This window comes from Streptomyces lincolnensis (assembly GCF_001685355.1).
GTDB lineage: Bacteria > Actinomycetota > Actinomycetes > Streptomycetales > Streptomycetaceae > Streptomyces > Streptomyces lincolnensis.
Genome location: NZ_CP016438.1, coordinates 5,349,733 through 5,372,702 on the forward strand (window position 1 = coordinate 5,349,733; position 22,970 = coordinate 5,372,702).

21 protein-coding genes and 1 pseudogene are annotated in these 22,970 nt (G+C 72.3%); 10 read left to right on the plus strand and 12 right to left on the minus strand.

From position 1 onward, the window contains the following. Nucleotides 1-8: 8 nt before the first annotated feature. Both SLINC_RS23870 and SLINC_RS23875 read left to right on the plus strand, forming a co-directional pair. Entirely contained in the window at nucleotides 9-1,451 is a 1,443-nt protein-coding gene (locus tag SLINC_RS23870; RefSeq protein WP_182449187.1) for a sensor histidine kinase, read from the plus strand. Next, nucleotides 1,448-2,044 (plus strand): hypothetical protein, encoded by a 597-nt coding sequence (locus SLINC_RS23875; protein WP_067436737.1) that lies wholly within the window; start codon nucleotides 1,448-1,450, stop codon nucleotides 2,042-2,044. Before SLINC_RS23870 ends, SLINC_RS23875 begins: the two co-directional genes overlap by 4 nt. A gap of 42 nt (nucleotides 2,045-2,086) precedes the next feature. Here SLINC_RS23875 and SLINC_RS23880 read toward each other — a convergent pair whose 3' ends face one another. Further along, a complete protein-coding gene (locus tag SLINC_RS23880) occupies nucleotides 2,087-2,431 on the minus strand; it encodes a hypothetical protein (RefSeq protein ID WP_067436740.1) in 345 nt (114 codons plus the stop codon). Between the two features lie 290 nt (nucleotides 2,432-2,721). Here SLINC_RS23880 and SLINC_RS23885 point away from each other — a divergent pair, with 290 nt between their 5' ends. Beyond that, nucleotides 2,722-3,705 (plus strand): acyl-CoA desaturase, encoded by a 984-nt coding sequence (locus SLINC_RS23885; RefSeq protein ID WP_067436743.1) that lies wholly within the window; start codon nucleotides 2,722-2,724, stop codon nucleotides 3,703-3,705. Between the two features lie 42 nt (nucleotides 3,706-3,747). Next, nucleotides 3,748-4,173, plus strand: coding sequence for a DUF5994 family protein (locus tag SLINC_RS23890; RefSeq protein WP_067436746.1), 426 nt, complete (start codon nucleotides 3,748-3,750; stop codon nucleotides 4,171-4,173). 28 nt (nucleotides 4,174-4,201) lie between these two features. Here SLINC_RS23890 and SLINC_RS23895 read toward each other — a convergent pair whose 3' ends face one another. The 4 genes from SLINC_RS23895 to SLINC_RS23910 all read right to left on the minus strand — a co-directional run bounded on the left by SLINC_RS23895 (nucleotide 4,202) and on the right by SLINC_RS23910 (nucleotide 9,439). After that, nucleotides 4,202-4,666 (minus strand): DUF5990 family protein, encoded by a 465-nt coding sequence (locus SLINC_RS23895; protein WP_225988369.1) that lies wholly within the window; start codon nucleotides 4,664-4,666, stop codon nucleotides 4,202-4,204. 39 nt (nucleotides 4,667-4,705) lie between these two features. After that, entirely contained in the window at nucleotides 4,706-7,738 is a 3,033-nt protein-coding gene (locus SLINC_RS23900) for a S53 family peptidase (protein WP_152039010.1), read from the minus strand. A 212-nt stretch (nucleotides 7,739-7,950) separates the two neighbouring features. Next, nucleotides 7,951-8,574, minus strand: a complete 624-nt coding sequence (locus SLINC_RS23905; RefSeq protein ID WP_170068280.1) for a TetR family transcriptional regulator — start codon at nucleotides 8,572-8,574, stop codon at nucleotides 7,951-7,953. A gap of 40 nt (nucleotides 8,575-8,614) precedes the next feature. Beyond that, nucleotides 8,615-9,439 carry an SDR family oxidoreductase gene (locus SLINC_RS23910; protein ID WP_067436754.1) on the minus strand — a complete coding sequence of 275 codons (825 nt, stop codon included), beginning with the start codon at nucleotides 9,437-9,439 and terminating at the stop codon, nucleotides 8,615-8,617. Nucleotides 9,440-9,596: 157 nt separating this feature from the next. On the opposite strand from SLINC_RS23910, the gene SLINC_RS23915 reads away from it, so the two are divergent. Beyond that, the gene (locus SLINC_RS23915) at nucleotides 9,597-10,484 is read left to right on the plus strand and encodes a helix-turn-helix domain-containing protein (RefSeq protein ID WP_067436757.1); all 888 of its coding nucleotides are present in this window, start codon (nucleotides 9,597-9,599) and stop codon (nucleotides 10,482-10,484) included. A gap of 29 nt (nucleotides 10,485-10,513) precedes the next feature. Here the strand turns inward: SLINC_RS23915 and SLINC_RS23920 are convergent, their stop codons facing one another. The 4 genes from SLINC_RS23920 to SLINC_RS23935 all read right to left on the minus strand — a co-directional run bounded on the left by SLINC_RS23920 (nucleotide 10,514) and on the right by SLINC_RS23935 (nucleotide 15,594). Beyond that, nucleotides 10,514-11,665: an XdhC family protein gene (locus tag SLINC_RS23920; RefSeq protein ID WP_067436759.1), complete on the minus strand. Its 1,152-nt coding sequence runs from the start codon at nucleotides 11,663-11,665 to the stop codon at nucleotides 10,514-10,516. 99 nt (nucleotides 11,666-11,764) lie between these two features. Then, nucleotides 11,765-13,966 carry a xanthine dehydrogenase family protein molybdopterin-binding subunit gene (locus SLINC_RS23925; RefSeq protein ID WP_067436760.1) on the minus strand — a complete coding sequence of 734 codons (2,202 nt, stop codon included), beginning with the start codon at nucleotides 13,964-13,966 and terminating at the stop codon, nucleotides 11,765-11,767. Further along, entirely contained in the window at nucleotides 13,963-14,943 is a 981-nt protein-coding gene (locus SLINC_RS23930) for an FAD binding domain-containing protein (RefSeq protein WP_067436763.1), read from the minus strand. The genes SLINC_RS23925 and SLINC_RS23930 overlap by 4 nt, the downstream gene beginning before the upstream one ends. 12 nt (nucleotides 14,944-14,955) lie before the next feature. Next, nucleotides 14,956-15,594 carry a (2Fe-2S)-binding protein gene (locus SLINC_RS23935; RefSeq protein ID WP_067436771.1) on the minus strand — a complete coding sequence of 213 codons (639 nt, stop codon included), beginning with the start codon at nucleotides 15,592-15,594 and terminating at the stop codon, nucleotides 14,956-14,958. A 468-nt stretch (nucleotides 15,595-16,062) separates the two neighbouring features. Here SLINC_RS23935 and SLINC_RS23940 point away from each other — a divergent pair, with 468 nt between their 5' ends. Further along, nucleotides 16,063-16,752, plus strand: coding sequence for a hypothetical protein (locus SLINC_RS23940; RefSeq protein ID WP_067436774.1), 690 nt, complete (start codon nucleotides 16,063-16,065; stop codon nucleotides 16,750-16,752). A 154-nt stretch (nucleotides 16,753-16,906) separates the two neighbouring features. Then, nucleotides 16,907-17,569, plus strand: coding sequence for a sigma-70 family RNA polymerase sigma factor (locus SLINC_RS23945; RefSeq protein WP_079164689.1), 663 nt, complete (start codon nucleotides 16,907-16,909; stop codon nucleotides 17,567-17,569). Nucleotides 17,570-17,747: 178 nt separating this feature from the next. Here SLINC_RS23945 and SLINC_RS23950 read toward each other — a convergent pair whose 3' ends face one another. Both SLINC_RS23950 and SLINC_RS23955 read right to left on the minus strand, forming a co-directional pair. Further along, nucleotides 17,748-18,413 carry a response regulator gene (locus SLINC_RS23950; RefSeq protein ID WP_067436776.1) on the minus strand — a complete coding sequence of 222 codons (666 nt, stop codon included), beginning with the start codon at nucleotides 18,411-18,413 and terminating at the stop codon, nucleotides 17,748-17,750. Further along, nucleotides 18,410-19,576 carry a sensor histidine kinase gene (locus tag SLINC_RS23955; protein WP_067436779.1) on the minus strand — a complete coding sequence of 389 codons (1,167 nt, stop codon included), beginning with the start codon at nucleotides 19,574-19,576 and terminating at the stop codon, nucleotides 18,410-18,412. Before SLINC_RS23955 ends, SLINC_RS23950 begins: the two co-directional genes overlap by 4 nt. Before the next feature lie 355 nt (nucleotides 19,577-19,931). Between SLINC_RS23955 and SLINC_RS23960 the strand changes: the two genes are divergently transcribed. After that, entirely contained in the window at nucleotides 19,932-20,489 is a 558-nt protein-coding gene (locus tag SLINC_RS23960; RefSeq protein ID WP_225988370.1) for a hypothetical protein, read from the plus strand. 3 nt (nucleotides 20,490-20,492) lie between these two features. Here the strand turns inward: SLINC_RS23960 and SLINC_RS23965 are convergent, their stop codons facing one another. Beyond that, a complete protein-coding gene (locus SLINC_RS23965) occupies nucleotides 20,493-20,945 on the minus strand; it encodes a hypothetical protein (RefSeq protein WP_310736453.1) in 453 nt (150 codons plus the stop codon). Between the two features lie 150 nt (nucleotides 20,946-21,095). Between SLINC_RS23965 and SLINC_RS23970 the strand changes: the two genes are divergently transcribed. Together SLINC_RS23970 and SLINC_RS23975 are read left to right on the plus strand one after the other, a co-directional pair. After that, nucleotides 21,096-22,319 carry a sensor histidine kinase gene (locus SLINC_RS23970; RefSeq protein WP_067436785.1) on the plus strand — a complete coding sequence of 408 codons (1,224 nt, stop codon included), beginning with the start codon at nucleotides 21,096-21,098 and terminating at the stop codon, nucleotides 22,317-22,319. Next, nucleotides 22,307-22,947 (plus strand): annotated as a pseudogene (locus SLINC_RS23975) (response regulator transcription factor). The gene SLINC_RS23970 and the pseudogene SLINC_RS23975 overlap by 13 nt, the downstream one beginning before the upstream one ends. Nucleotides 22,948-22,970: the final 23 nt, after the last annotated feature.

Below are 22,970 nucleotides of genomic sequence, written 5' to 3' on the forward strand. Positions count from 1 at the left end.
GGATCAGGATGTTCGGGCTGCGGACACGGCTGATGCTCGCCTTCCTGCTGGTCGCCGCCGTCAGCGCCGGCACCACGGCCGCCCTGACCTACCGCGAGGCCCGCAACGCGGTCCTCCAGACCGCCCAGGACACGGCGGTCACCTCGTTCCGCGACCACGTGCAGCAGACCGCCTTCGCGCTGCCCGTGCGGGGCGGGGAGGACATGGAGGCGGTCCTCAGGGACATCGCCCGCAAGGGCAAGCCGCACCCCTGGGTGGTGTTCGCCGAGTACGGCTCGGTCCGCGCCTCCTCGGGCGAGAACCCCGTCTCCACCGTCATCACCCCCGAACTGCGCCGCGCCGCGCGCGCCAACCCCCACGGCAGCTTCGAGCGGGTCGTCAAGGACGGCGTCCCCTACCTGACCATCGCCATGCCCACCGTCTTCAAGACCGGCCCCGACAGCCTGCTGCCCAGCGGACTCGTCCTGTACGCCGTCATGCGGATGACCGACGAACAGGTCAACGTCGACGCCCTCCTCATCGCCGCCCGGGACGGCGCCCTGCCCGGCCTCGCCGTCGCCCTGATCCCCGGCCTGATCGCCGCGCGCAGCGTGCTGCGCCCGGTGCGCAAACTGAGCCAGGCGGCCCGGAACATGGGCAGCGGCCGGCTCGACACCAGGATCCCGGTGCGCGGCCGCGACGAACTGGCCGACCTGGCACGCACCTTCAACGAGTCCGCGGGCCAACTCGAACACTCCGTACGGGAACTGCGCGAGGCCGAGGAACGCGCCCGCCGTTTCGCCTCCGACGTCTCGCACGAACTGCGCACCCCCCTCGCCGGAATGCTCGCCGTCACCGAGGTCCTCGACGAGGACGCCGACCACCTGGACCCCGACACCGCGCGGGCGGTCCGGCTGGTCAGCGCGGAGACCGGAAAGCTCGCCGTGCTCGTCGAGGACCTGATGGAGATCTCCCGTTTCGACGCCCGCGCGGCCGAGCTGAACCTGGACGAGGTCGACGTCGCCGAGGCCATCCGCAAGACCCTGCACAACCGGCACTGGACCGACGGCCGGGTCCGCACCGACCTCCCCGACGGCATCCGCGCCCGGCTCGACCCGCGCCGCTTCGACATCGTCGTCGCCAATCTCGTGGGCAACGCCCTGCGGCACGGCAGCGCGCCCGTCACGGTCCACCTGCGCACCGAGGCCCGCTCCCCGGGCCCGCCCGTGCTGATCACCGAGGTCAGGGACAGCGGCCCCGGCATCCGCCCCGCGTCGCTGCCGCACATCTTCGACCGCTTCTACAAGGCCGACGCGGCCCGCACCCGCTCGGCGGGCAGCGGCCTCGGGCTGGCGATCACCCGGGAGAACGTGAAACTGCACGGCGGGACGATCCGCGCGGGGAACCTGTCCGAGGGCGGGGCCGTCTTCACCGTCGAGATACCGCTCCACGCGGAGGAGGCCGGCGGATGAGGCGTGCGCGGACGCGCCGGCGTGCGGCGGCCCTTGCTGTCGCCGCGGTCGTACCGCTGCTGGGCGGCTGCGGCATTCCGGAGACCGACGTCATCGAGGCGGGCGGCCCCGCCTCCTTCCAGGCGTTCTTCAACCGCGAATCCGAGATGCTGCTCTTCTTCCGTGCCCCCGACGGAGGGCTGAGCCCGGTGATCCGGACGACCGAGCCTTCAGTCGGGTTCGGTGCGGGAGCCGAGGAGCTGGGCTCGGCGGACCAGAGCTCCGGCGAGGCGGCCGGTCCGGTGCCGACGGAGAAGGTCGTCGCGGCGCTGCTCAACGGCCCGCGCGAGGAGGACCGGGCGGCAGGCCTGGGCACCGCTCTCCCCGCCGCCCGCCGCGGTGGCAGTGTCGTGATCGAGGCATCCTCGGCCGGCCGGGTCACGATCCGCCTGCCCCTCGCCCTGAAGGGCCTGGACGGCACCGCTCTGCGCCAGCTCACCTGCACGATCGCCTACAGCCACGACGCCGACGGCCGGGCCCTCGTCCAGCTGACGGGGCAGGACGGCACGTCGAGGTCCGGCACCTGCGGACTCGCCCCCGACGACCTCGCGTGACCTGGCCCCCGCGACCGCTCACGGGGGCCGCGCCGCGCTCGGCTACGTGCGCAGCAGCCGCTGGGTGATCTCCCGGTACTGCCGCAGCGCGAGCCGCAGTTCGGTGGAGTCCGTCTCGGGCTCCTGGTCCTCCCAGCCCGCGCGCAGGGCCTTCCGCTGTTCCGCGAGGGCCTTCACCAGCCTGTCGACGGTTTCGTCGTAGGCGCTCTCCGCCTCCTCCAGTGCCTCACGCGGGGTGGCCGCGAAGGTGTTGACGGCGTGTCCGAGACGCCGGACGATCTCGTCCCGCTCGCCCGGCGGGAGCAGCGGCTCGGGCCCCGAGACATGGCGGCCGTCCCGGCCCGAGGGCCGGTCCGCGGGCTGCTGAGCGCGTGTCTGGTCGTACATCGTCGTGTGTACCGCTTCCGTCGGGTCGGTGCACCGCCTGCGCCGTGCTGCCAGTCAACGTCCGGCGGGGGTCGGTGTCAACGCGGACCGGTGCGGGACGCACCCTGCCGGACGGGACCGATCGGTGGGATCCGGACGTGTGTGCGCACAGGGGGAGTACGGTGAGAGGACAAGGGTGCTTCGTGCCCGGCCGGCAGGCCGCCCCCCGGCACGCCCCACCCGTCAGGGCAGCCCGTGACCCCGGCCGCGCCTCCGTCCCACGGCCATCGCCGAGGTCAAGGAGCCCTTCGATGTCACCCGAGCCCACCGCCACCGTCACGGCCGCCCCGCCCCAGGGGTACGACGGCACGTCCCCCTTCCCGCCGGACGGCCCGGCCCCCGCGCGCGTCGGAGGGGAGCGGCTGTACGTGGCCGTGACGGCGGCGATCGTCGTCCTGCCGTTCGTGGCGCTCGGTCTGCTCGGCCGGCTGCTGTGGGGGAGTCTCGTCCATCCCGCCGACATCGTCCTCGCGGGCGTCCTCTACACGATCACGGGTCTCGGGGTCACGGTCGGTTTCCACCGCGGTCTCACGCACGGCGGCTACCGGGCCGTCCGTCCCGTGCGGATCGCGCTCGCGGTGGCAGGTTCGATGAGCTTCCAGGGCGATGTCATCGGCTGGGTCGCCACCCATCGCCGCCATCACGCCTTCACCGACCGGCCGGGCGATCCGCATTCCCCCTACCGCTACGGCACGCATCTGCGCGGCCAGTTGCGCGGGCTGGTCCACGCCCACGTCGGCTGGCTGTTCCGCAACGACCGCACGCCCCCCGAGCGTTACGCCCCCGACCTGCTGGCCGACCCCGACATCCGGGCCGTGGCCCGTGCCTTCCCCCTGCTGTGCGTCCTGACGCTCGCCCTGCCGTTCGCGGCGGGCTGGGCCATCGGCGGCAGCTGGGTGCACGGCGTGACCGCCCTGCTGTGGGCGGGATTCGTCCGCATAGCGCTGCTCCACCACGTCACCTGGAGCGTCAACTCCCTGTGCCACCTGATCGGTGAGCGCCCGTTCCGCACCCGGCGCCACGACCGGGCCACCAACCTCTGGCCGCTGGCCCTGCTCTCCTTCGGCGAGAGCTGGCACAACCTCCACCACGCCGATCCCACCAGCGCCCGCCACGGCGTCGACCGCGGCCAGATCGACCCGTCGGCTGCCGTCATCCGCCTGTTCGAACGCCTCGGCTGGGTCCACGACGTGCGCTGGCCGACGGCCGAGCGGATCGCGGCCCGGCGCACCTGACGTCAACCACCCATCCGCGCAGGGCAATCGGCAGGAGCCGTCATGGCCACCACACTGCAACCCCCGCTTCCCTCCCACCCCGTCCTCAGGCTGCGCCTGGCACCCCACGGCGGCCTGCCCCGGTCCCTCGACGGAGCGTGGTGGCCCCGCTCCTACGACCTGCTCGTGGAACTCCCCCGGCTCCTCGCCGGGTTGCCGCGCGTCTGGGGCCACGTCACGAGTGTCACGGTCAACGGGGCGGAGTGGTCCGCGGTGCCCGGCCGGATACTCGTGTCCAACCAGGTCGTACGACTGCGCAGGAACCTGGCGGCCTCCGCCGCGCACACCGTCGTCCTGCTGGCGCCCGGCCGGGGGCGCTGGGACCTGCTGGTGGTGCCTCCGGATACGCCCGAGGTGGCCGCGGAACCGCTCATGGCGGCCGCGGCGGGCGATCCCGGGGGCGGCGCACCGGCGTCGGCCTCCCCGTGATCCCGCCGCACGCGGCGCCCGAGACCTCCTAGGCGTGTGCGGCGGTCCAGGTGATGTGCGGGGGCTCGACCCGTGCGCACAGGGGCCCGCCGTGCGCGTCGGTCAGACCGAGGCGCCCGACCAGCAGCCCGTCGCGCTCGGCGGCGGCGAGTACGTCGGCGGGGACGAGGTCGAGCATCACCTTGGCGCGGCGGAACATCGTGAAGACGCCCGACTCGTCGACCGTGCCCCACGACAGATAGATGAACCGCCGCCCCAGCCTGTTCTGCACGTAGGCGCCCTTGACCTCGGTGCCGGTCGCCGAGGCGCTCGTGACGCACTCCAGCGTCCACGTCGCGGACGGTGCGTCGCCGGGCTGCGGGTCGAGGAGCTCGGCCGGACGGTCGCGGCGCTGCACGGCGACGTGGAGGTTGTCGTACGCGGGAACCGCGCCGTCGGCGGAGGCGGGGCGGGTACGGCCGGGCAGGTCGACGGCGTCGAGGCGGATACGCATGCCGGCCATCATCCCGCACCCGCCCCTGCCGCCCACACTTCAGCTGATGTAGCCGGTCACGTCCGCGATCACCTGGGTGGTGCTGTTGGTGTAGAAGTCCACCTTGCCGTCGGAACCGACCGGCACCATCACCTGGTTGGAGATCGTCCTGCCCTTCACCCAGTTCAGGTTGGACGCGGTCGGCCGGCCGGTGCCGTCGGCCCAGGCGGTGAGATAGCCGGTGCCGGTGGTACCGGTGACCGTCACGGTCAGGACGACGGCCTTGACATCGGCCGCGATGGAGCCGGCGCCGGCGACCGGCAGGGCCAGCGTCGCGCCGGAGCCGAGCGCCGTCGTCCTCCTGGTGTCCAGCAGGCGCTGCGGGGGCACCGTCCGGAAGGTCGCGCCGGCCGGGGAGAAGTACCCGGAGACGTCGGCGATCACATGGCTGGTGCCGCGGACGAAGACGCTGACGTTGCCGTCGCCGCCGATCGGCACGACGGCCAGGTTCGGGACGGTGGTCCCGGTGGCCGACCAGTTGACGTCGGAGGCGGTCGGGCGGGTGGCGCCCTCGGGGTAGGCCTCCAGGTATCCGCTGCCGACGGTCTGGGTCGCCGTCAGGTTGAGCACCACGGAGGTGGCCTCGCTCGGCACGCCCCCACGGCCGCGGACCTTGAGGCTGACCGCCCTGTCGGTGATCTTGCCGGTGGTGGAGATGCCGGTCGCGTCGCGGGTGTCGAGCAGACGGGCCGGCTTCAGCGCCGAGTAGCCGGACCCGGTGCTGTCACTGGTGTAGTAGCCCTGGACGTCGGCGATGAGATGGGTGGCGCTGTTGGTCGCGAGGTCCACCACACCGTCACCGGCCACCTCGACCGTCGTCGAGGCGGCGAGGGTCTGGCCGGTACCGGTCCAGTTGAGGGCGCTGGTGGACGGTTTGGTGGTGCCGTCGGCCCAGGCCGTGAGCGAGCCCGAGCCGGTGGTGCCGGTGACCGTGAGGTTGAGGACGACCGCGGTGACACCGCTGCCGGGTATCCCCGCGACGCCCTCGATCCTGACCGGGGCGGTGCCGCCGGCGACCAGGGGCTTCGTCGTCGGATGGGAACTGAGGCCCCAGCCGGTGCCGTTGCGGGTGTCCAGCACGCGCCGCGGAGCGGCCAGCGGATGGAAGGTGGAGGCTCCGGTGGCCGCCGTGCCCCTGGGGGCGCAGAGCGCGGTGGTCAGACCGGCTTCCCTGGGCGCGCCCAGGCCGGTGACCTCGTCGTAGCCCGCCACTGCCGTGAACCCGGTGGCGAAGACGGAGTTGTTGCCGCTGGTGACGTCCCAGAAGCCGGCCGGGTAGTCGGCGCGTCCCGCCCGGTACAGAGCGTCGTTGAGGAAGCCGGCCCGGCCGTTCGTCCGGCAGGCCGTGGCGGCGTTGGCCTGGACGACGGCGGCGGCCCAGGTCGGGGCCGCGCCGCTGGTCCCGCCGATGATGCCGGGGAGGGGACCGGAGGCCTGGGCGGCGTCCGTGAAGTAGACCGGGTAGCCGGTGCTCGGGTCGGCCAGAGCCGCGACGTCCGGGACGGCGCGCTTGCCCGTGGTGGCGACACCGCCCTGGTAGACGGTGGGCTGCCAGCGGGTCGAGACGCCGCCGCCACTGCCGCCGCCGTCGGAGTTCCAGGCCTTTTGCGTGGCGGTGCCGCCCGACCCGGTCATCGTGGTGCCGCCGACGCCGGTGACGTAGGGCTGGCTCGCGGGGTCGTCGACGGCGGCGGAGGCGGAGCCGGTCGCGGGTTCGCAGTCACTGGAACCGCTGTCGCCCGAGGCGGCGACGACGCTCTGCCCCTGTGCGGCGGCCTCCGCGAAGATCGTGTTCTCGGCGTTCGCGGTCGCGCCGCTCTCGACCGGCTCGCAGAGGCCCCAGCTGGTGGAGATGACCTGCGCCTGGTCGTCGGTGACCATCTTCTGGTAGACGTCGAGGACGTTCTGGTCGGTCGCGGACGAGGCGTCCACGCCCTGGTAGTCGATGATGCTCGCGCCCGGGACCAGACCGATCAGATCCTCGATGTCGAGCGCCGACTCCACACCGACCGGCTGGTCGTCCACCGTGCTGCCGGCCGGGGCACCCGCCCCTTGTGCCGTGTCCACGTACACATGGGAGACCGAGGCGGCGGTACCCGCGCAGGACTGGTACGCGGCGACGGCGGCCGGGTCGACGTTCTCCAGCTCGAACACGGCCACCGTCTGGCCCGCACCGGCGGTGGCGGAACTCGTCATCCCGTAGGTGCCGGCCAGTTTGCCGGGGCTGTAGTAGTCGGTGCCGTCGGAGAGACCAGACCCGGTGAAGTCGGCGCAGAGCCCCGGGCTGTACGTCCGGGGGGCCACCGTGCGCGGGCCGCGGCCGGTCACCGGGGCCGGTTCGCTCACGTGCCGCACGGGCGTGTGGTGACTGACGACGGTGCCGAGGTCGCTCAGACCGACGATCCCGGTCACCGACGCCGCCACGCGGGCGGGCAGCGCGGGGGCCGAGGTGTTGAGATAGCCGATCGTGCCGTCTCCTGTGCCGTCCCTTGCGCCGTCCTTGAGGCGGACGTTGCTGAACCCGGTGGCGAAGGCGTGCGACGCCCGCGCGACGGTGGTCGTGACCGGGATGGACAGGCCGTCCGGGCTGACCCTGCCCGGAGCGAGACCGGCCGCCTTCAGCGCCTGGGAGACGTCGGCGACGGTGGCCCGGGTGGGGCCGAAGGCCGCGGCGAACTGCCCCTTGGCCAGGTATCGGTGATACAGCGGATCACCCGGGGTGGACACCGCGGTGACGAAGTCGGCCAGCGCCCGCGGGTCACGCGGGGAGAGATGCACGCTCAGGTGCAGCGTGGTGCCCGACGCGGTGGCGCCGACGACGGACCCGCCGGCAGGGACCCGGGGAGCGGTGCCTATGCGCCTGGGTACGTCCGGCCCGGCCGCGGTGCTCGAACCGGCCGCGGTGGCGGGGCCGGCGGCCGCGACGCCGAGAGCGACGGCGGCCGAGGCGGCCAACACCACCGTGACTCTCGTACGGATCCTGCTCGCCGCGGGTCTGGAACATCCCGTCGCGGCCTGAACTCTCTTGCTCATGCGGTTCCTTCGAAACCGAGGACCGTCATCACGAGTGGGCATCGGCGCTCTCGGCCGCACTCTGACCTGCGGGCATGGCCGCACGACGGTAGGTGCCGGGAACTATCCACCTCCGCCACGGGCCGCGCATCGCCCCAGGACCGATCTTGGCCCGCGCCCGGCAGAAACCTTGCGACCCCTTTGACATCGCCCGCCGGATCCGGCGGGCGATGTCACTCCGTGAACGCGCCCATCGCCCGGTCGAGCAGCACGGCCAGCGGGACGGTGCCCTCGCAGGCCACCCATGCCGTGGCGGCCACGTCGAGGCAGGCGAGTGCGGCGGCGGCCAGTGCGCCCGGCCTGGTGTCCTCGGGGTGGCTGGGGTCCGCTCCCAGCCGCCGGGCGATGTCCGGCACCAGCAGCTCCTGCCAGCGCATCTGTTTCTCGTGGTGCCCGGCACGCAGTGACGGGGTCTCCTGGAGCATGCGCAGATAGGCGAGTGTCTGCTCGGGCGCCTGCTCGTTGGCCTGCGTCAGGACGTCGAACGCCCTGCGCAGCGCCTCCCAGGACCGCTCGTCGTCGGGGCGGGCGGCGAGCGCCTCCGCGATCCGGCGGCCGGATTCCTCCAGGCGCCCCAGGACGATCTCTTCCTTGGTGCCGAAGTACCGGAACAGGCTGGCGCGCGACAGGCCCACCTCGCCGGCGATCTGGTCGACGGTCGTCCGGTCGAATCCCTGCTCGGTGAAGAGCCGGTGCGCCACCTCGACGACCTCCGCCTGGACCGCCGCACGCATGCGCGCGCGCAGTCCGGGCGGCTTGGGTGCGGACTGGTCGGCGGTACGGGCGGGCTCGCTCATACCGGCAGGCTACCGCAAGGGCTCAACTTGATACTGAGTATCAGGCGGCGCCGCCCTGGGCCTGGGTGGCGACGTCGGCCCATTCCTCCCAGGTCTTCAGGCGCTCGGCATAGATGTGCGGGACGAGTTGGAGCGGGGCGGTGCCGAAGAAGACCCGCAGGGGCGGGTTGTCGGCGTCCACGATCTTCAGCAGGGCCGCGCCGGTGGCCGTGGGGTCGCCGTGCTCGACGGTGCCCCAGTTCGCGGCGACGGCCGCGCGCAGGTCGTCGTAGGCGGGCAGCTGCCCGGCGAAGGTGGCGGAGGAGCCCGCCCAGTCGGTGGCGAAGCCGCCGGGCTCGACGAGGGTGACCTTGATGTCGAAGCCCGCGACCTCCTGGGCAAGGGCCTCGCTCATGGCCTCCAGGGCCCACTTGGAGGCGTTGTAGACGCCGAGGTTGGGGAAGGCGGTGACACCGCCGACGCTGGAGATTTGCACGATGCGGCCACTGCCCTGGGCCCGCAGGAGGGGCAGGGCGGCCTGGGTGATCCACAGGGCGCCGTAGAAGTTGGTCTCCATCTGGTCGCGGACCTGCTGCTCCGTCAGCTCCTCGACCGCGCCGAACAGGCCGTAGCCGGCGTTGTTGACGACGATGTCGAGGCGGCCGAAGTGGTCGTGCGCCCGCTGGACGGCCTCGGTGGCGGCGGCCTTGTCGGTGACGTCCAGGGTCAGCGGCAGGATCGCCTCGCCGTGGACGGCCACCAGGTCCGCGAGGGAGCCGGTGTCGCGGGCGGTGGCCGCGACCTTGTCGCCGCGCTCCAGGGCGGCCTGGACGAACTGGCGGCCGAAGCCGCGCGAGGAACCGGTGACGAACCAGATCTTGCTCATGGGAAAGCGCTCCGTTCGAAGTGAAGCTGATGAAGGCTTGCGAAGTCTTATATCGAGACCGTACATCACTGTGAGACTCAGTATCAAGATGAGTTGCAGATTCGATGCTGTACTCTGCCTGGCACAGCGAGGTACGTCTGACAACGGGAGGACAGAGATGTCTTCACACGTGGCGCCCGGTGACCAAGTGACGTCCGGACTCGACCGGCGTGCCGAGCTGCGGGAGTTCCTGCGTTCTCGCAGGGCCCGGCTCAGGCCCGAGGACGTGAGCCTGCCCTCGTACGGGCGGCGGCGGGTTCCCGGACTGCGGCGCGAGGAGCTGGCACAGCTGGCCGGGGTGTCCTACGCGTACTACGCGCGCCTGGAGCAGGGCTACGGCGAGACCATGTCGGCCGAGGTGCTGGACGCCGTGGCCCGCGCCCTGCGCCTGAACGACGAGGAGCGCGGCCATCTGATCCGGCTCGCCCAGCCCGAACGGGACGCCACGCCACAGGCCGTACCCCCGCCGCAACGGCTGCGGCCCACCGTCCAGCACCTCCTCGACACGATCGGCGTGCCCGCCTACGTCGTCAGCCGGCGCCTGGACGTCCTGGGCTGGAACCGCCTCGCCGCCGTCGTCTTCGGGGACTGGGCCCAACTGCCGCCCCAGGAGCGCAATGTGGCCCGGCTGATCTTCCTGTGGCCCGAGACGCGCGACCGGTTCGTCCACCCCGACGGCCCGGCTCGGCGCGTCGTCGGCGCGCTGCGCATGAACGCCGGCAAGAGCCCCGCCGATCCGCATTTCGCTTCCCTGATCCAGGAGTTGTCGCAGAAGAGCGAGGAGTTCCGGCAGCTGTGGGCACGGCACGAGGTGAGCTGCGGGAGCGCCGGTGAGTCCGTGCGGATGCGGCATCCGCTGGTGGGAGAGTTCGACCTCGTCCACGAACCCCTGGCGCTGCCCGGGGGCGCCCCGATGCGGCTGACCACCTACCACGCCGAACCGGGCTCCCCGTCGGAGGAAGCCCTGCGGACACTGGCGAGTTGGGAGATGGAGTCGCGGCGCTGACACGGCGGCGCTGACACGGCGGCGCGCCGTCATGTGGACAGGAGCGCGGCCGACGACGGTATCCGGGGCACCGGGACGGAACCGTGGAGGGGACCGGGGACGCGGGACAAGGGCAGACCGGTGCCGTTGTTGGTGTGGGCGATGATCTCGGCGGTGATGGAGATCGCCGTCTCTTCGGGGGTGTGGGCGCCGAGGTCGAGTCCGATGGGTGAGCGCAGGCGCGCGAGGTGCTCATCGGGTACGCCGGTCTCGCGCAGGCGTTCCAGGCGGTGTTCGTGGGTGCGGCGGGACCCCATCGCGCCGACGTAGCCGACGGGGAGACCGAGGGCCAGGCGCAGCAGGGGGATGTCGAACTTGGCGTCGTGGGTGAGGACGCAGAGCGCGGTACGGGCGTCGACTTCCGTGGCCTCCAGGTAGCGGTGGGGCCAGTCGACGACGACCTCGTCGGCGTACGGGAAGCGGGCGGGGGTGGCGAAGACGGGGCGGGCATCGCACACGGTGACCCGGTAGCCGAGGAAGCGCCCCGCCTGACTGAGGGCGGCCGCGAAGTCGACCGCGCCGAAGATCAGCATGCGGGGCGGTGCCGCGTGCGTGTGGACCAGGAGTGTCAGCCTGTCGGGGCAGGTGCCGTCGTCCCCGCCCACCTCGACGCAGGCGGTTCGGCCCGCCCGCAGCAGCCCGCGGACCTGGGTGGCCACCGCCCGATCCGCCCGCTGGCTGCCCAGTGTCCCGTCGTACGCGTTGCCGCCTCCGAGGACGGACAGGATACGGCCGAGCAGGTGCCGCGGACCGTCCACGACCTGCGCCACGGCGACGGGCAGGCCGGCCAGCACGTCTTCCAGGGCGGTGGTGAGGTGGGGCCGGTCGGCGGGGTCGATCCGCTGGGCCAGGACCTCCAGTTCGCCGCCGCAGGTCAGGCCCACGGCGAAGGCGTCGTCGGAGTAGCCGAACCGGGCCCGCACCGGGGGTTCGCCCGACTCCAGCACCTGTCGGCACAGGTCGTAGACGGCTCCCTCCACGCACCCTCCGGAGATGCTGCCGACCGCCTCGCCGTCGGTGCTCACGGCCAGCGCGGTGCCGGGTGGCAGGGGTGCGCTGCCGCTGACCTGGACGACGGTGGCGAGGGCGAAGGGGCGGGCCTCGCGGCACCAGCGGTACAGCATGTCCGCGATGTTCAGCATGAGAGGTGTCCTTCGGAGGGTGTCCTTCGTGGGTGGGTGGACCGCCGCCGCGCCGGTAGGGGGACAGTGCGGCGCGGCGGCGGACCGGCCGGGCGGGGTTCAGAGGAGGGCTTCGGCGGTGATGGGCAGGTCGCGGACGCGGCGGCCTGTGGCGTGGAAGACCGCGTTGGCGATGGCGGGTGCCACACCGATCTGCACGAGCTCTCCGAGGCTCTTCACGCCGATGGGGTCCGCCCTGTAGTCCTCACCGTCGAGATAGACGGCCTTGAGATCGGGGATGTCGGCGTTGACGGGCACGAGGTAGTCGGCGAGGTTGGCGTTGACGATCCGGCCGTCGCGGTGGTCGGTGACCGTGTGCTCCAGCAGGGCCGCGCCGATGCCGCCCACCATGCCGCCGATGGCCTGGCTGTCGGCGAGCTTGGGGCTGATGATGCGCCCCGCGTCGTACACGCCGAGCATCCGCCGCACCCGGACCAGGCCGAGCCGGGCGTCGACGGCGACCTCGGCGAACATCGCCGCGTAGCCGTACATCGAGAACCGGCTCTCCTCCTCCGGCGTGTACGATCCGCGCGCCTCCAGGTGGGTGAGGTTGTTGCGGGCCAGAAGCTGCCGGTAGGTCTCCCCGCGCGCGGGGCTGCCCTTGACGTGCAGCCGGCCGCCGCGGACCACGACGTCGTCGGCGGCGACGCCGTGCAGCGGTGAGCCCTCGTCCTCGACGGCGAGCTGGACGGCCTGCCGCCGCAGCTTGTCGCAGGTGTCCTGAACGGCGGATCCCACGCTGAGCATGGTCTGCGAGGCGCCCTGGGCAGGCGCCGGCGGCATGGCGGAGTCACCGAGCCGGAACTCGACCTGGCGTACGGCCAGGCCGAGGGCGTCCGCGGCGACCTGGGTCATGGAGGTGTACGTGCCCGTGCCGGTGTCGTGGGTCGCCGACTGGAGCACCGCCGTGCCGTCGGCGTCGAGCCGGGCGTGGGCCTGGGCCTGCCCCCGGAAGACGTCGTAGCAGCCGGTGGCCACGCCGGTGCCGATGAGCCAGTCGCCGTGACGCGTGGAGCGCGGCCTGGGATTGCGCCGGTGCCAGCCGAACTCGCGGGCACCGACGCGGAAGCACTCGCGCAGCCGCCGGGTCGAGAAGGGCTGCTGCGTGGACGGATCCTCGCCGGGTTCGTTGCGCAGCCGCAGCTCGATCGGGTCGATGCCGAGCCGGTGGGCGAGTTCGTCCACCGCGGTCTCGATGACGAACGCGGAGCTGCTGTAGCCGGGGCCGCGCATCCACATCGGGGTGCTGACGTCGAGCGGCACGATCCGGACGTTCTGGCTGACGTTGGGCACGGCGTAGAGCATCTGCCCGAGCGCCAGGTTGGCCTCCCAGAACTGCTCGTAGCGGGAGGTCTCGTACTTCATCTCGTGCGTCATCGCGGTCAGCCGTCCGCGCCGGGTGCTGCCCAGGCTCAGCTTGTACTCGTACGCGGGCCGGTAGCCCACCGTGAAGTACATCTGCCTGCGGGTCAGCGCGAGTTTCACCGGACGGCCGAGCTCGCGTGCGGCGAGCGCCGCGATGGTGACGTGCGGCCAGGCCCGCAGGGCGTTGCCGAACGCGCCGCCGACGAACGGCGACAGGACGCGCACGTTCTCCTGCGGTATGCCGAACACGGCCGCGAGCTCGTTCCGCGTGCCGATCACATGCTGGGTCTTGTCCCACAGCGTGAGCTCGTCACCGTCCCAACGGGCGACGGTGGCCTGCGTCTCCATCGGATTGTGGTGGTTGCGGGAGAGCCGGTAGGTCATCTCCATCCGGACGTCCGCGCTACCCAGCGCCTCCGCCGCATTGCCCCGGGCGTAGGGCCGCGCGAAGGGCGCGGGCCCGTCCACGGCCTGGCCGCGGGTCAGGTCGGTCGACGGCTGCTCGGCGTCGTAGGAGACCTTCACCAGCTCGGCGGCGTGCTGCGCGGCCTCCAGCGCGGTGGCCACCACGACGGCGACGGGCTGGCCGAAGAACCGGACGGTGTCGTCCTGGAAGACGCGCAGCCGCCCGCCCGGGAAGGGGCCCGGGTTGTCGCGGTAGGCCAGCCTCGGCTTGTCGAGGTGGCTGATGATGCCGAGGACGCCGGGCTGGGCTTCGGCGGCGCGGGTGTCGATACCGGTGATCCGTCCGCGGCCGATGCTGCTGTCGACGACGACCGCGTGCAGGACCCCTTTGATGTCGTGGTCGGCGGCGTACTTGGCCTGGCCGGTCACCTTCAGCCGTCCGTCCACCCGGGACAGCGGGGCGCCGACGGCTGCCTTCGGCTGCGGGCTCACTTGCCACCTCCTACGACGCGCAGTTGGCGCTCGACGGTCCGTTTGAGCAACTCGACCTTGAAACCGTTGTGCTGGAGGGGCCGGGACCCGTCGGCGGCGCGTTGGGCGGCCGTGGTCCACAGGGCGTCGGACGGTCGCCGCCCGATCAGCTGCCGCTCGACGGCGGTGAGCTTCCAGGGCACGGTGCCCACGCCTCCGGCGGCGACCTTCGCCTGGCGGATCACCCCGCCGCTGATGTGCAGGGCGACGGCCGCCGAGGTGAGTGCGAACTCGTAGGACTGCCGGTCGCGGACCTTCAGATAGCCCGACCTCAGCGGGCGCGGAAGGGCCGGAAGCTCGACAGCGGTGATCAACTCGCCCGGGCGCAGGGCCTGTTCGCGGTCCGGTGTGCTGCCCGGCTGGAGCAGGAAGTCGGCGAAGGGGACACCGCGTTCCCCGTCCGGGCCGAGCAGGTGCACGGTCGCTTCCAGCGCGGCGAAGGCGACGGCGACGTCGGAGGGGTGGGTGGCCACGCAGTCGTCGGAGGTGCCGAGGATCGCGTGGGTGCGGTTGACGCCGTGCAGGGCCGCGCAACCGGAGCCGGGCTCGCGCTTGTTGCAGTCGGCGGTGACATCGCGGAAGTAGGTGCAGCGGGTGCGCTGCATGATGTTGCCGCCGATGGTGGCCATGTTCCGCAGCTGCGCCGACGCGCTCAGCTCCAGCGCCTGCGAGATCACCGGATACAGGGCGCGCACCCCCCGGTGCACGGCGGCCTCGGACATCCGGACCAGCGCGCCGATGCGCAGGCCCCCGCGCCGGGTGACGGTGATCTCGCGCAGGGGCAGGGCGCTGATGTCGACCAGGGTGCCGGGGCGTTCGACGGTCTCGCGCATCAGGTCGACCAGGGTGGTGCCGCCGGCGATGTACCGGCCGCCGGCGCGGCCCGCGGCGAGGGCCTGTCGGGTGTCGGAGGCTCTGGTGTAGGAGAAGAAATGCATGGGGGCCGTGCCTCATTTCCCGTGCGCGGTCTGCTCGACCGCGCGCACGATCTTCACGTAGCAGCCGCAGCGGCAGATGTTGCCGCTCATGAACTCCCGGATCTCCTCCGCCGAGCCGGTGTGCCCCTCGTCGATGCAGCCGACGCCGGACATGATCTGGCCGGAGGTGCAGAAGCCGCACTGGAAGGCGTCCTGGTCGATGAACGCCTGCTGGAGCGGGTGCAGTCGCTCGCCCTTGGCCAGGCCCTCGATGGTGGTGACCTCGGCGCCTTCCAGCCGGACCGCCAGCGTCAGGCAGGAGTTGACCCGGCGGTCGTCGACCAGGACGGTGCAGGCGCCGCAGGCACCGGCGTTGCAGCCCTTCTTCGAACCGGTCAGGCCGAGATGTTCACGCAACAGGTCCAGCAGCGAGGTCCGGTTGTCGACCGTGACGGTGTGCCGCTCGCCGTTGACGGTCAGGGTGACGCGGCTTGAGGGCGCCGCGTCCGCGGCCTCCGCGGGCTCGGCGCCGAACACGGACGACCCCGCCACCAGGCCGCCCGCCACGACGGCACCGCCGACGGCGGTGGTCGCGATGAACGTGCGCCGGGTCGGGGCGGACGCGGATCCCTCGGGGGGAGGAGCAGGTGACTCGGAGGTCTCGGTGGACATGACCACTCTCTCGGTCGACGGAGGGCGGAGGGCGGAGGGCGGAGGGCGGAGGACGGAAGGCGGAGGACGGAAGAGGACATGAGCGTCTTCGCGCGCCGGGACACGGGGGAGGGCATGGGGAGACAGGGGGAACGCGATCGGCAGCCGCCTCACCAGGCCTTCGGTGCGGCACGGCATCCACTGTGTGGCACGGGACGCGAGGCAACGAGCACAGGGTTTTGGGACGACTCGGCTATGTACCACTGCCGCTCGTACGTCTGGCAGTAGCAGCCAGATACGTCTGGCAGTAGCAGCCAGAGCGGGCGTGCCGCATGACGGGGGCGTGCGCGACCGGGTCGACGCCTCGTGATGTGCCCCGGATGTGCCCCGGATGTGCCCTGGATCACGTGTCGTGGGGTGAGTCGAGGCCCGGGGCGATTTCCGTACTCCCGTATGACGAGCGGTGTCCGGATGCGAGGATGAGGCGCCATGACAGCAGGGTGGTGTTCTCGCACAGTACGGGCCGCGGTGTTCGCGGCCGTCTGTGTGGTGCTCGCCGCTCTGGGCCACGTCCTGATGTCCGGCTCCTCCGTGCCCGCGTGGACACTCGCCGCCGGTGTGGCCGCGACCGGTGCCGTGGGCTGGGGCCTGGCGGGCCGCGAGCGCGGACTGCCGCTGGTCGTGACCGTCGTGGTCGCCGCGCAGACGGCCCTGCACTCGGCCTTCTCGCTCGCCCAGTCCACCTCGCCCGCCCCGTCGGCGACAGGGTTCGGGGGCACCGCCTCCATGGACATGGGTCACATGGGTCAGCCGGGCGTGGACCGCATGGACATGAGCCACATGGACATGGGCTACGCGGACATGGGCCACGCGGATCACATCGGGCACTCCATGGACGGCGGCGGCTCGGCATCGTCCGGCATGCTCGCCGCCCACCTGCTCGCCGCGCTCCTCACCGGCCTCTGGCTGGCGTACGGCGAGCGGGCCGCGTTCCGCATCCTGCGGGCGGTGGCCGGATGGCTGGCGGCGCCGCTACGGCTGCCGCTGCTCCTGCCCGCCGCCCCGGACCGCCCTCGCCCGCGCGTACGCCGCCCCCGCTCGGACCGGGCGCCGAGCCTGCGTCTTCTCGTCCACGCGATCACCTCTCGGGGTCCGCCCCTGGGGACCGCTGTCTCCTGACGACAGCCGGCATCCCGAGGTCACCCATGCAGCGGTGCCTTGGGCCTCGGCCGTACGCCCGCACAGCCGTCGTACGGCCGTCTCCCCACTCACCGGACCGCCCGCGCGCCCGTGCGCCGCCGGTCCGGATCACGGATGACGAGAAGGACACCAGGTGATCACTTCTGTCCTGCCCACCGCGCCCCGCGCGGCAGAGAAAGCAACCGCGGAAACGACCGCGAATGCAGTCGAGAAAAGGGCAACGCTCGACGACTCGATAACCGCGTGGGCCCTCGCCGCCCGCGCCGGTGACGCGGACGCGGTCGAGCAGTTCGTCCGGGCCTTGCACCGCGACGTCCAGCGCTACGTCGCCTACCTCTGTGCCGACCCCCAGGCCGTCGACGACCTGGCACAGGACACGTTCCTGCGTGCCCTCGGCAGCCTGCACCGCTTCGAGGGCCGTTCCTCCGCCCGCTCCTGGCTGCTGTCCATCGCCCGCCGCTCGGTCATCGACAGCTTCCGGTACGCCGCCGCCCGCCCCCGCCTGGCCGACGTACCCGACTGGCAGCTGGCCGTCGAGAACGCGCAACCACGCGATCTGCCCGGCTTCGACGACGGCGTGGTCCTGCTGGACCTGCTGGAGTCGCTGCCCGAGGAGCGCCGGGAGGCCTTCGTCCTCACCCAACTCGTCGGTCTTCCCTACGCGGAGGCCGCCGAGGCCGGCGACTGCCCCATCGGCACAGTCCGCTCCCGCGTGGCCCGCGCCCGAGCGACCCTGATGGCCCTCCTGGACGAGCCCGACAATCCCGCCGAGCCCGCCACACTGGCCGCGGCCTGACCCGCCCGCACGAGGGTGCCGCTGCCAGACCTCACCGGCACCCTCGGCGGCACCCGCGTCGTCGTATACGTCCACGTCAGCCCCGGCCCTGATCCGCGGCCACAACGGCCTCGACCAGACCGGGAAACCTGCCCTCCAGGGCCGTACCACTGGGCCGTCTGCCGCTGACGCCCGAGCCTCACAGCAGACCGAGATCCCGGGCCCGGAGCGCCGCCTGGGTGCGGTCGCGCAGGGCGAGGCGTCTGAGGATGCGGGAGACGTGGTTCTTGACGGTGCCCTCGCTGAGGTACAGCTGCGCGGCGATCTCCCTGTTGGTGTGGCCGTGTGCCACGAGCCGCAGGATGTCCGTCTCGCGTGGGCTGAGGGAGACGGCGGGAGCCTCGGAGGCTGGTTCGGGACGAGGCAGGAAGGCGGTCAGACGGTGGGCGACCGACGAGTCGAGCTGGGTGACGCCCGCGTGCGCCAGGCGGACCGCGTGGGCGAGTTCCTCGGCCGGCAGGTCCTTGAGGAGATAGCCGTGCGCGCCGGCCCGCATCGCCTGCACGACGTACTCCTCGTCGTCGAACGTCGTCAGCATCACGACCCGGCACTCAGGCGCCCGCTCACGCAGGACGGCGACCGCCTCGACACCGTCCATCCCGGGCATCCGGACATCCATGAGCACGACGTCCGGCTCCCTTTCCAGCGTCCGCGCCACAGCGTCCCGGCCGTCCACGGCGGTGCCGACGACCTCGATGCCCGGCCGGATGGACAGCAGGGAGGCGATGCCGTCCCGGATGAGCCGCTGGTCGTCCACCACCAGCACCCGCACGGGCGCCGCCCGGTCGGGCTCCTCGTCGTTCATGTCACCGCCTGCCCGTCCACCGAGGACTTCGCCGTCGTCCCGCGCGGGACCGTCACCGTCACCCGGGTGCCGGCGCCCGGGCTGCTCTCGACGTCGACGCTCCCCGCCACCAGATGGACCCGCTCCCGCATGCCGAGCAGCCCGAACCCGGCGGCGGCCGCCTCCGGTGCGAAGCCGCGACCGTCGTCCGTCACCTCCAGCCGCGCGGCGCTCCCGGCCAACCGAACCACCACGGTCACCCGCGAGGCCCGCGCATGGCGGCACGCGTTGGTCACGGCCTCCTGCGCGGCCCGGTGCAGCGCGGTCGACTCGGCCACGCCGTAACCCTCCTCGTCGCCGCTCACCTCGACAGTGACCCGCGGCCCTGCCGCACCGTCCTGCGCCAGCGCGGCGAGCGCCGCCGACAGCGCGGGGCGCGTCGCCTCGTCCCGCAGGGCGCGCACCGACTGCCGTACGTCGCCCAGCGCGAGCCGCACCGATCGCCGCGCCTCCTCCAGTGCCCGCCGGGCCGCGTCGGGATCCAGGCTCTGGAACTCCGAGGCCATCTCCAACTGCACGGACATCGCGGTGAGATGGTGTCCGAGGCTGTCATGGATGTCCCGCGCCAGCCGGTTGCGCTCGGTGGCGGCGGACAGTTCGGCGACCCGCGCGGCATACGCCTCCAGATCGAGCCGCGCACGCTGCTCCCCGGCGGCCACCGCCGCCATCGAGATCGCCAGCACCAGCCCGACGAAGAGCATCAACAGGTCGGCCACATACTCCTGTTCGCGGTACCAGCCGGGCGCGGTCACCAGGTACGTGGTCAGCAACCCGGCCAGACACAGCGCGGCCAGCGCCAGGGCGGTCGTACGGCCGAAAGCGAAGTAGGCGGTGAACGGCACCAGTACGACCAGCACTTGAGACAGCCCCGAGGCGTCCAGCACCACCACCGCTCCGATCAGGGTGCAACGGGCCAGCAGCAGTGCTGCCCGGGCATCGGGCCGACGGCGCCCGAGCGCCTCCAGGACGAACAGCGCACCGATCACGGCGACGAAGCCGGCCGTCCGCCAGGCCGCCGGCCCGGGGCCGTCGCCCAGCCCGGCCGCCGCGGAGTACAGACCACCCACCAGTACGACGCCGTACAGCAGCGGCGACACCCACGGCACGGGCACATACGCCACCATGCGCACCCCCTCACCCGTCACCGCAAGGCTAGGCCGACCACGACCGCCAGGGGACACCGCGAGCACATCCCGCCCGGATCGAGCGCGACGACACGTGCCGAACGGCTCGGCGCCGCCCGTAGGCCGTGACTTTCGGCCGCCGACACACGACGTCTTTCACCTCCCGACGCCGACCGTCCGCCTCCTACGGTTACGACCCGGACCCGCTGCCCGAGCGGACACTCACCGTCCGAACCGGCAGCCAACCGTCCGGTCAACCACCCACCGTCCGAGCAAGGGGAGCATCACCATGCCCTCATCGACCTCTGCGACCTCTTTGAACTCATCGACGTTTCGCGCCGGCGCCCTGTGCGGCGTGCTGGCCGGCCTGCTGATCGCCCTGCCCGGCTTGGTCGAGGCGTTCACCGGAGAGACCTCGGCGACCAGCGTCCCGCTCGCCTTCGCCCCCGCCTTCGCCCTGCCACTGCTCACCGCACTGCACCGGCGCCAGGGCCCGGCCACCGGGCGCCTCGGCACGAGCGCCGTCACCCTGAACCTCATCGGCCTCGGCCTGTTCGGCGGCGCCGCGTTCGCGTCGAACCTGGTGCTCTTCTACTTGGACGACGCCATCATCGAAGAGACCCTGACCGGCCCCACCGTCCCCGCGCTCCTCGCTTCCGCAGCCGTCTTCGCCGTGGGCTGCGCCCTGTTCGGGGCGTCCATGATCCGCGCCCGGGTCTTCCCGCGGATCCCGTCCTGGGGGTACGCCGTGGTCCTGCCCCTCTTGGCGTTCCTCACCGCGTTCCCCGAATCCCTCCTCACCAGCACGCTGCACATCCTGGTCGGCGCCATCCTGATCTGGCTCTCCGCCGCCTTGTGGCGCACGGTCCCGGAGACGGAGCCGACCACGGTGTCGAACCGGATAGCGGTCTGAGGATCAGCCCCCCGCCAGTACGACGCACACCACCGCCAGCGGCAGCTCCGCGCCGAGTGCCATCGCCACCGCCGAGACCCGGTCCACGCCTGGTGCCGCCGTCATGGTGTCGAACCAGGCGTCGACCACCAGCAGTGTGGCGGCGGTGGCCGTGAGCGGGTGCAGGCGGTGACCTCGTACGGCCAGCAGTCCCGTGGCGATCAAGGCCACCGCCTCCGCGGCGTCCAGGCCGATCCAGGCCGTGCGCCAGTTCGAGGCAACGGCCGCTGCGGGCAGGGTGCCGGCCAGCACGACCAGCCAGGGCAGCAGGGCCAGTCCGCAGGCGACCAGGACGTGCTCCATCCGGTACCAGCGGCGCACCCGCCGTAGGGCCGACCGGCGCTCGACACCATGGGGTTGACGAGTGATCAGCGCACTCATCTTCCCGGGCTCCTCGTGTTCGGGGTTCTCCTTCATGGCCTCCAGCCTCGACCGCGCGGCGATCACAGTCAGTAACGCAGATGTCCGTTCCGGGGTGGCACCACCTACACCCCCAAGCCGGACGCTTACGTCATGGACCGCCCCTGACCTCGGCACTTACCGTTCCCTCATACACATAACCGCCGCTTGCGGCGCGTGATCCAGTGGCCGTTCCAGGGTGCCGGACGCCCGGTCGCGTTCCTCGTCACCGGGGTTCTGATCCAGCTCGCTGTCCTGGTCGTCATGGCTCTGCCATGGATCTTCTTCGTCCCGCGGACGCTGGCGGCGACCCTCCTCGCGGTTCTCGTCCCGCTCGCGGCCGTCCTGCTGGCCGGGCCGTCGCTGACCGAGGCCCAGCACGCCCGCTTCCGCACCCGTCTCGGTGTGGACATCCCCTCGCCCTACGGCGGGCCGCGTCCCCCGCTGCCCGAGTGGCTGCGTTCCCCGGCGGGCCGGCGGCAGCTCGGTTACCACCTGCTGGTCGGGCCGCTCCTGGCCCTCGGAGCGGTCTTCGTCCTTCTGATGTGGGCCACGTCCGCCGTGGCCGCCTCGGTCTACGTATGGATCTGGCTCGTTCCGCCCGAGCGGCGCCTCGGCCAGGCCGGCTACACCCTCTCGGCGGCATACGCCACCGCCGCCGGAATCGCCCTGCTCTACGCGGCATCCTGGCTGTCCGGAGCCCTCACCCGGCTCGACACCCGCACCGCCGCGGCCCGGCTCGGACCCAGCCGCGAGGAGCAGCTGGCGCGCAGGGTGGAGGACCTGGCCGAGAGCCGGGCGGGCCTGGTGGACGCGGTCGACGCCGAACGGCGGCGTATCGAACGCGATCTGCACGACGGCGCCCAACAGCGGCTGGTCTCCTTGGCGGTCAACCTCGGACTGGCCAAGGCGACGCTCGGTGACCTGACCGAGGACGCCCGCCGCGTGATCGACGAGGCGCACCGGGAGGCGAAGGAGGCGATAGAGGGGCTGAACGACCTGGTGCGCGGGCTGCACCCGGCCGTTCTGGAGGATCGCGGCCTCGACGCCGCGCTCTCGGGTATCGCGGCTCGGGCGCCCATTCCAGTGGGGGTGACGGTCAACCTGCCGTCGAGGCCATCGCCCGCGGTCGAGGCCGTCGCGTACTTCATGGTCTCCGAGGCGCTGACGAACGTGGTGAAGCATGCCGAGGCTTCCCGGGCCGAGGTCACGGTGGAGTGCCTCGACGCGACCCTGGTTCTCGTCGTCAGCGACGACGGCGTGGGCGGCGCCGAACCCGCCGGCGGTACCGGGCTGGCCAAGCGGGTCGCGTCGGTCGATGGCAGGCTGTCGGTCGACAGCCCCGTCGGAGGACCGACCGTCATGACCGTGGAGTTGCCGTGCGCGCCGTGATCGCCGAGGATTCCGTCCTGCTGCGGATCGGCGTGGCCAAGGTCCTGGAGGTGGCCGGATTCGAGGTGGTCGCCGAAGTCGGCGACGCCGAGGCGTTGTTGGCGGCGGTGGAGGAACACCGGCCGGACATCGCGGTCGTGGACGTCCGGATGCCTCCCGGCTTCACGGACGAGGGGGTACGAGCCGCGCTGGTCATCAGACAGCAGTGGCCCGGTACTGCCGTACTGCTGCTCTCCCAGTACGTGGAGGAGCGCTACGCGGCCGATCTCCTGTCCGCCCACACGTCGGGGATCGGCTACCTCCTCAAACAACGGGTCGCGGACGTCGAGGAGTTCGCCGACACCCTGCGGCGCGTGGCCGAAGGCGGCACCGCGCTGGACCCGCAGGTCGTCTCCCAGCTGCTGGTACGCCGCCACAGCGACCCGCTGGACCGTCTCACCCCACGAGAACGCGAGGTCCTGGAGCTGATGGCGGGCGGTCCAACGCCGGAATAGCCACGCAGCTCGTGGTCAGTGAGAGCGCAGTGGCCAAGCACATCAACAGCATCCTCGCCAAACTGGACCTGCCGAAGGCCGACGCGGACCACCGCCGGGTGCTTGCCGTCCTGCACTTCCTCGGCGTGACCTGACGCGTCCGGGCACTCCCCGACGA

Bases quoted from the DNA above. Each gene is read 5' to 3' on its own strand.
- SLINC_RS23890 (WP_067436746.1), top strand. From the start codon at position 3,748: ATGGCCACCACACTGCAACCCCCGCTTCCCTCCCACCCCGTCCTCAGG.
- SLINC_RS23895 (WP_225988369.1), bottom strand. From the start codon at position 4,666: ATGCGTATCCGCCTCGACGCCGTCGACCTGCCCGGCCGTACCCGCCCC.
- SLINC_RS23955 (WP_067436779.1), bottom strand. From the start codon at position 19,576: ATGGTGGCGTATGTGCCCGTGCCGTGGGTGTCGCCGCTGCTGTACGGC.
- SLINC_RS23920 (WP_067436759.1), bottom strand. From the start codon at position 11,665: ATGCTGAACATCGCGGACATGCTGTACCGCTGGTGCCGCGAGGCCCGC.
- SLINC_RS23885 (WP_067436743.1), top strand. From the start codon at position 2,722: ATGTCACCCGAGCCCACCGCCACCGTCACGGCCGCCCCGCCCCAGGGG.
- SLINC_RS23935 (WP_067436771.1), bottom strand. From the start codon at position 15,594: ATGTCCACCGAGACCTCCGAGTCACCTGCTCCTCCCCCCGAGGGATCC.
- SLINC_RS23940 (WP_067436774.1), top strand. From the start codon at position 16,063: ATGACAGCAGGGTGGTGTTCTCGCACAGTACGGGCCGCGGTGTTCGCG.
- SLINC_RS23965 (WP_310736453.1), bottom strand. From the start codon at position 20,945: ATGAAGGAGAACCCCGAACACGAGGAGCCCGGGAAGATGAGTGCGCTG.
- SLINC_RS23875 (WP_067436737.1), top strand. From the start codon at position 1,448: ATGAGGCGTGCGCGGACGCGCCGGCGTGCGGCGGCCCTTGCTGTCGCC.
- SLINC_RS23930 (WP_067436763.1), bottom strand. From the start codon at position 14,943: ATGCATTTCTTCTCCTACACCAGAGCCTCCGACACCCGACAGGCCCTC.
- SLINC_RS23915 (WP_067436757.1), top strand. From the start codon at position 9,597: ATGTCTTCACACGTGGCGCCCGGTGACCAAGTGACGTCCGGACTCGAC.
- SLINC_RS23900 (WP_152039010.1), bottom strand. From the start codon at position 7,738: ATGAGCAAGAGAGTTCAGGCCGCGACGGGATGTTCCAGACCCGCGGCG.
- SLINC_RS23910 (WP_067436754.1), bottom strand. From the start codon at position 9,439: ATGAGCAAGATCTGGTTCGTCACCGGTTCCTCGCGCGGCTTCGGCCGC.
- SLINC_RS23950 (WP_067436776.1), bottom strand. From the start codon at position 18,413: ATGAACGACGAGGAGCCCGACCGGGCGGCGCCCGTGCGGGTGCTGGTG.
- SLINC_RS23905 (WP_170068280.1), bottom strand. From the start codon at position 8,574: ATGAGCGAGCCCGCCCGTACCGCCGACCAGTCCGCACCCAAGCCGCCC.
- SLINC_RS23870 (WP_182449187.1), top strand. From the start codon at position 9: ATGTTCGGGCTGCGGACACGGCTGATGCTCGCCTTCCTGCTGGTCGCC.
- SLINC_RS23880 (WP_067436740.1), bottom strand. From the start codon at position 2,431: ATGTACGACCAGACACGCGCTCAGCAGCCCGCGGACCGGCCCTCGGGC.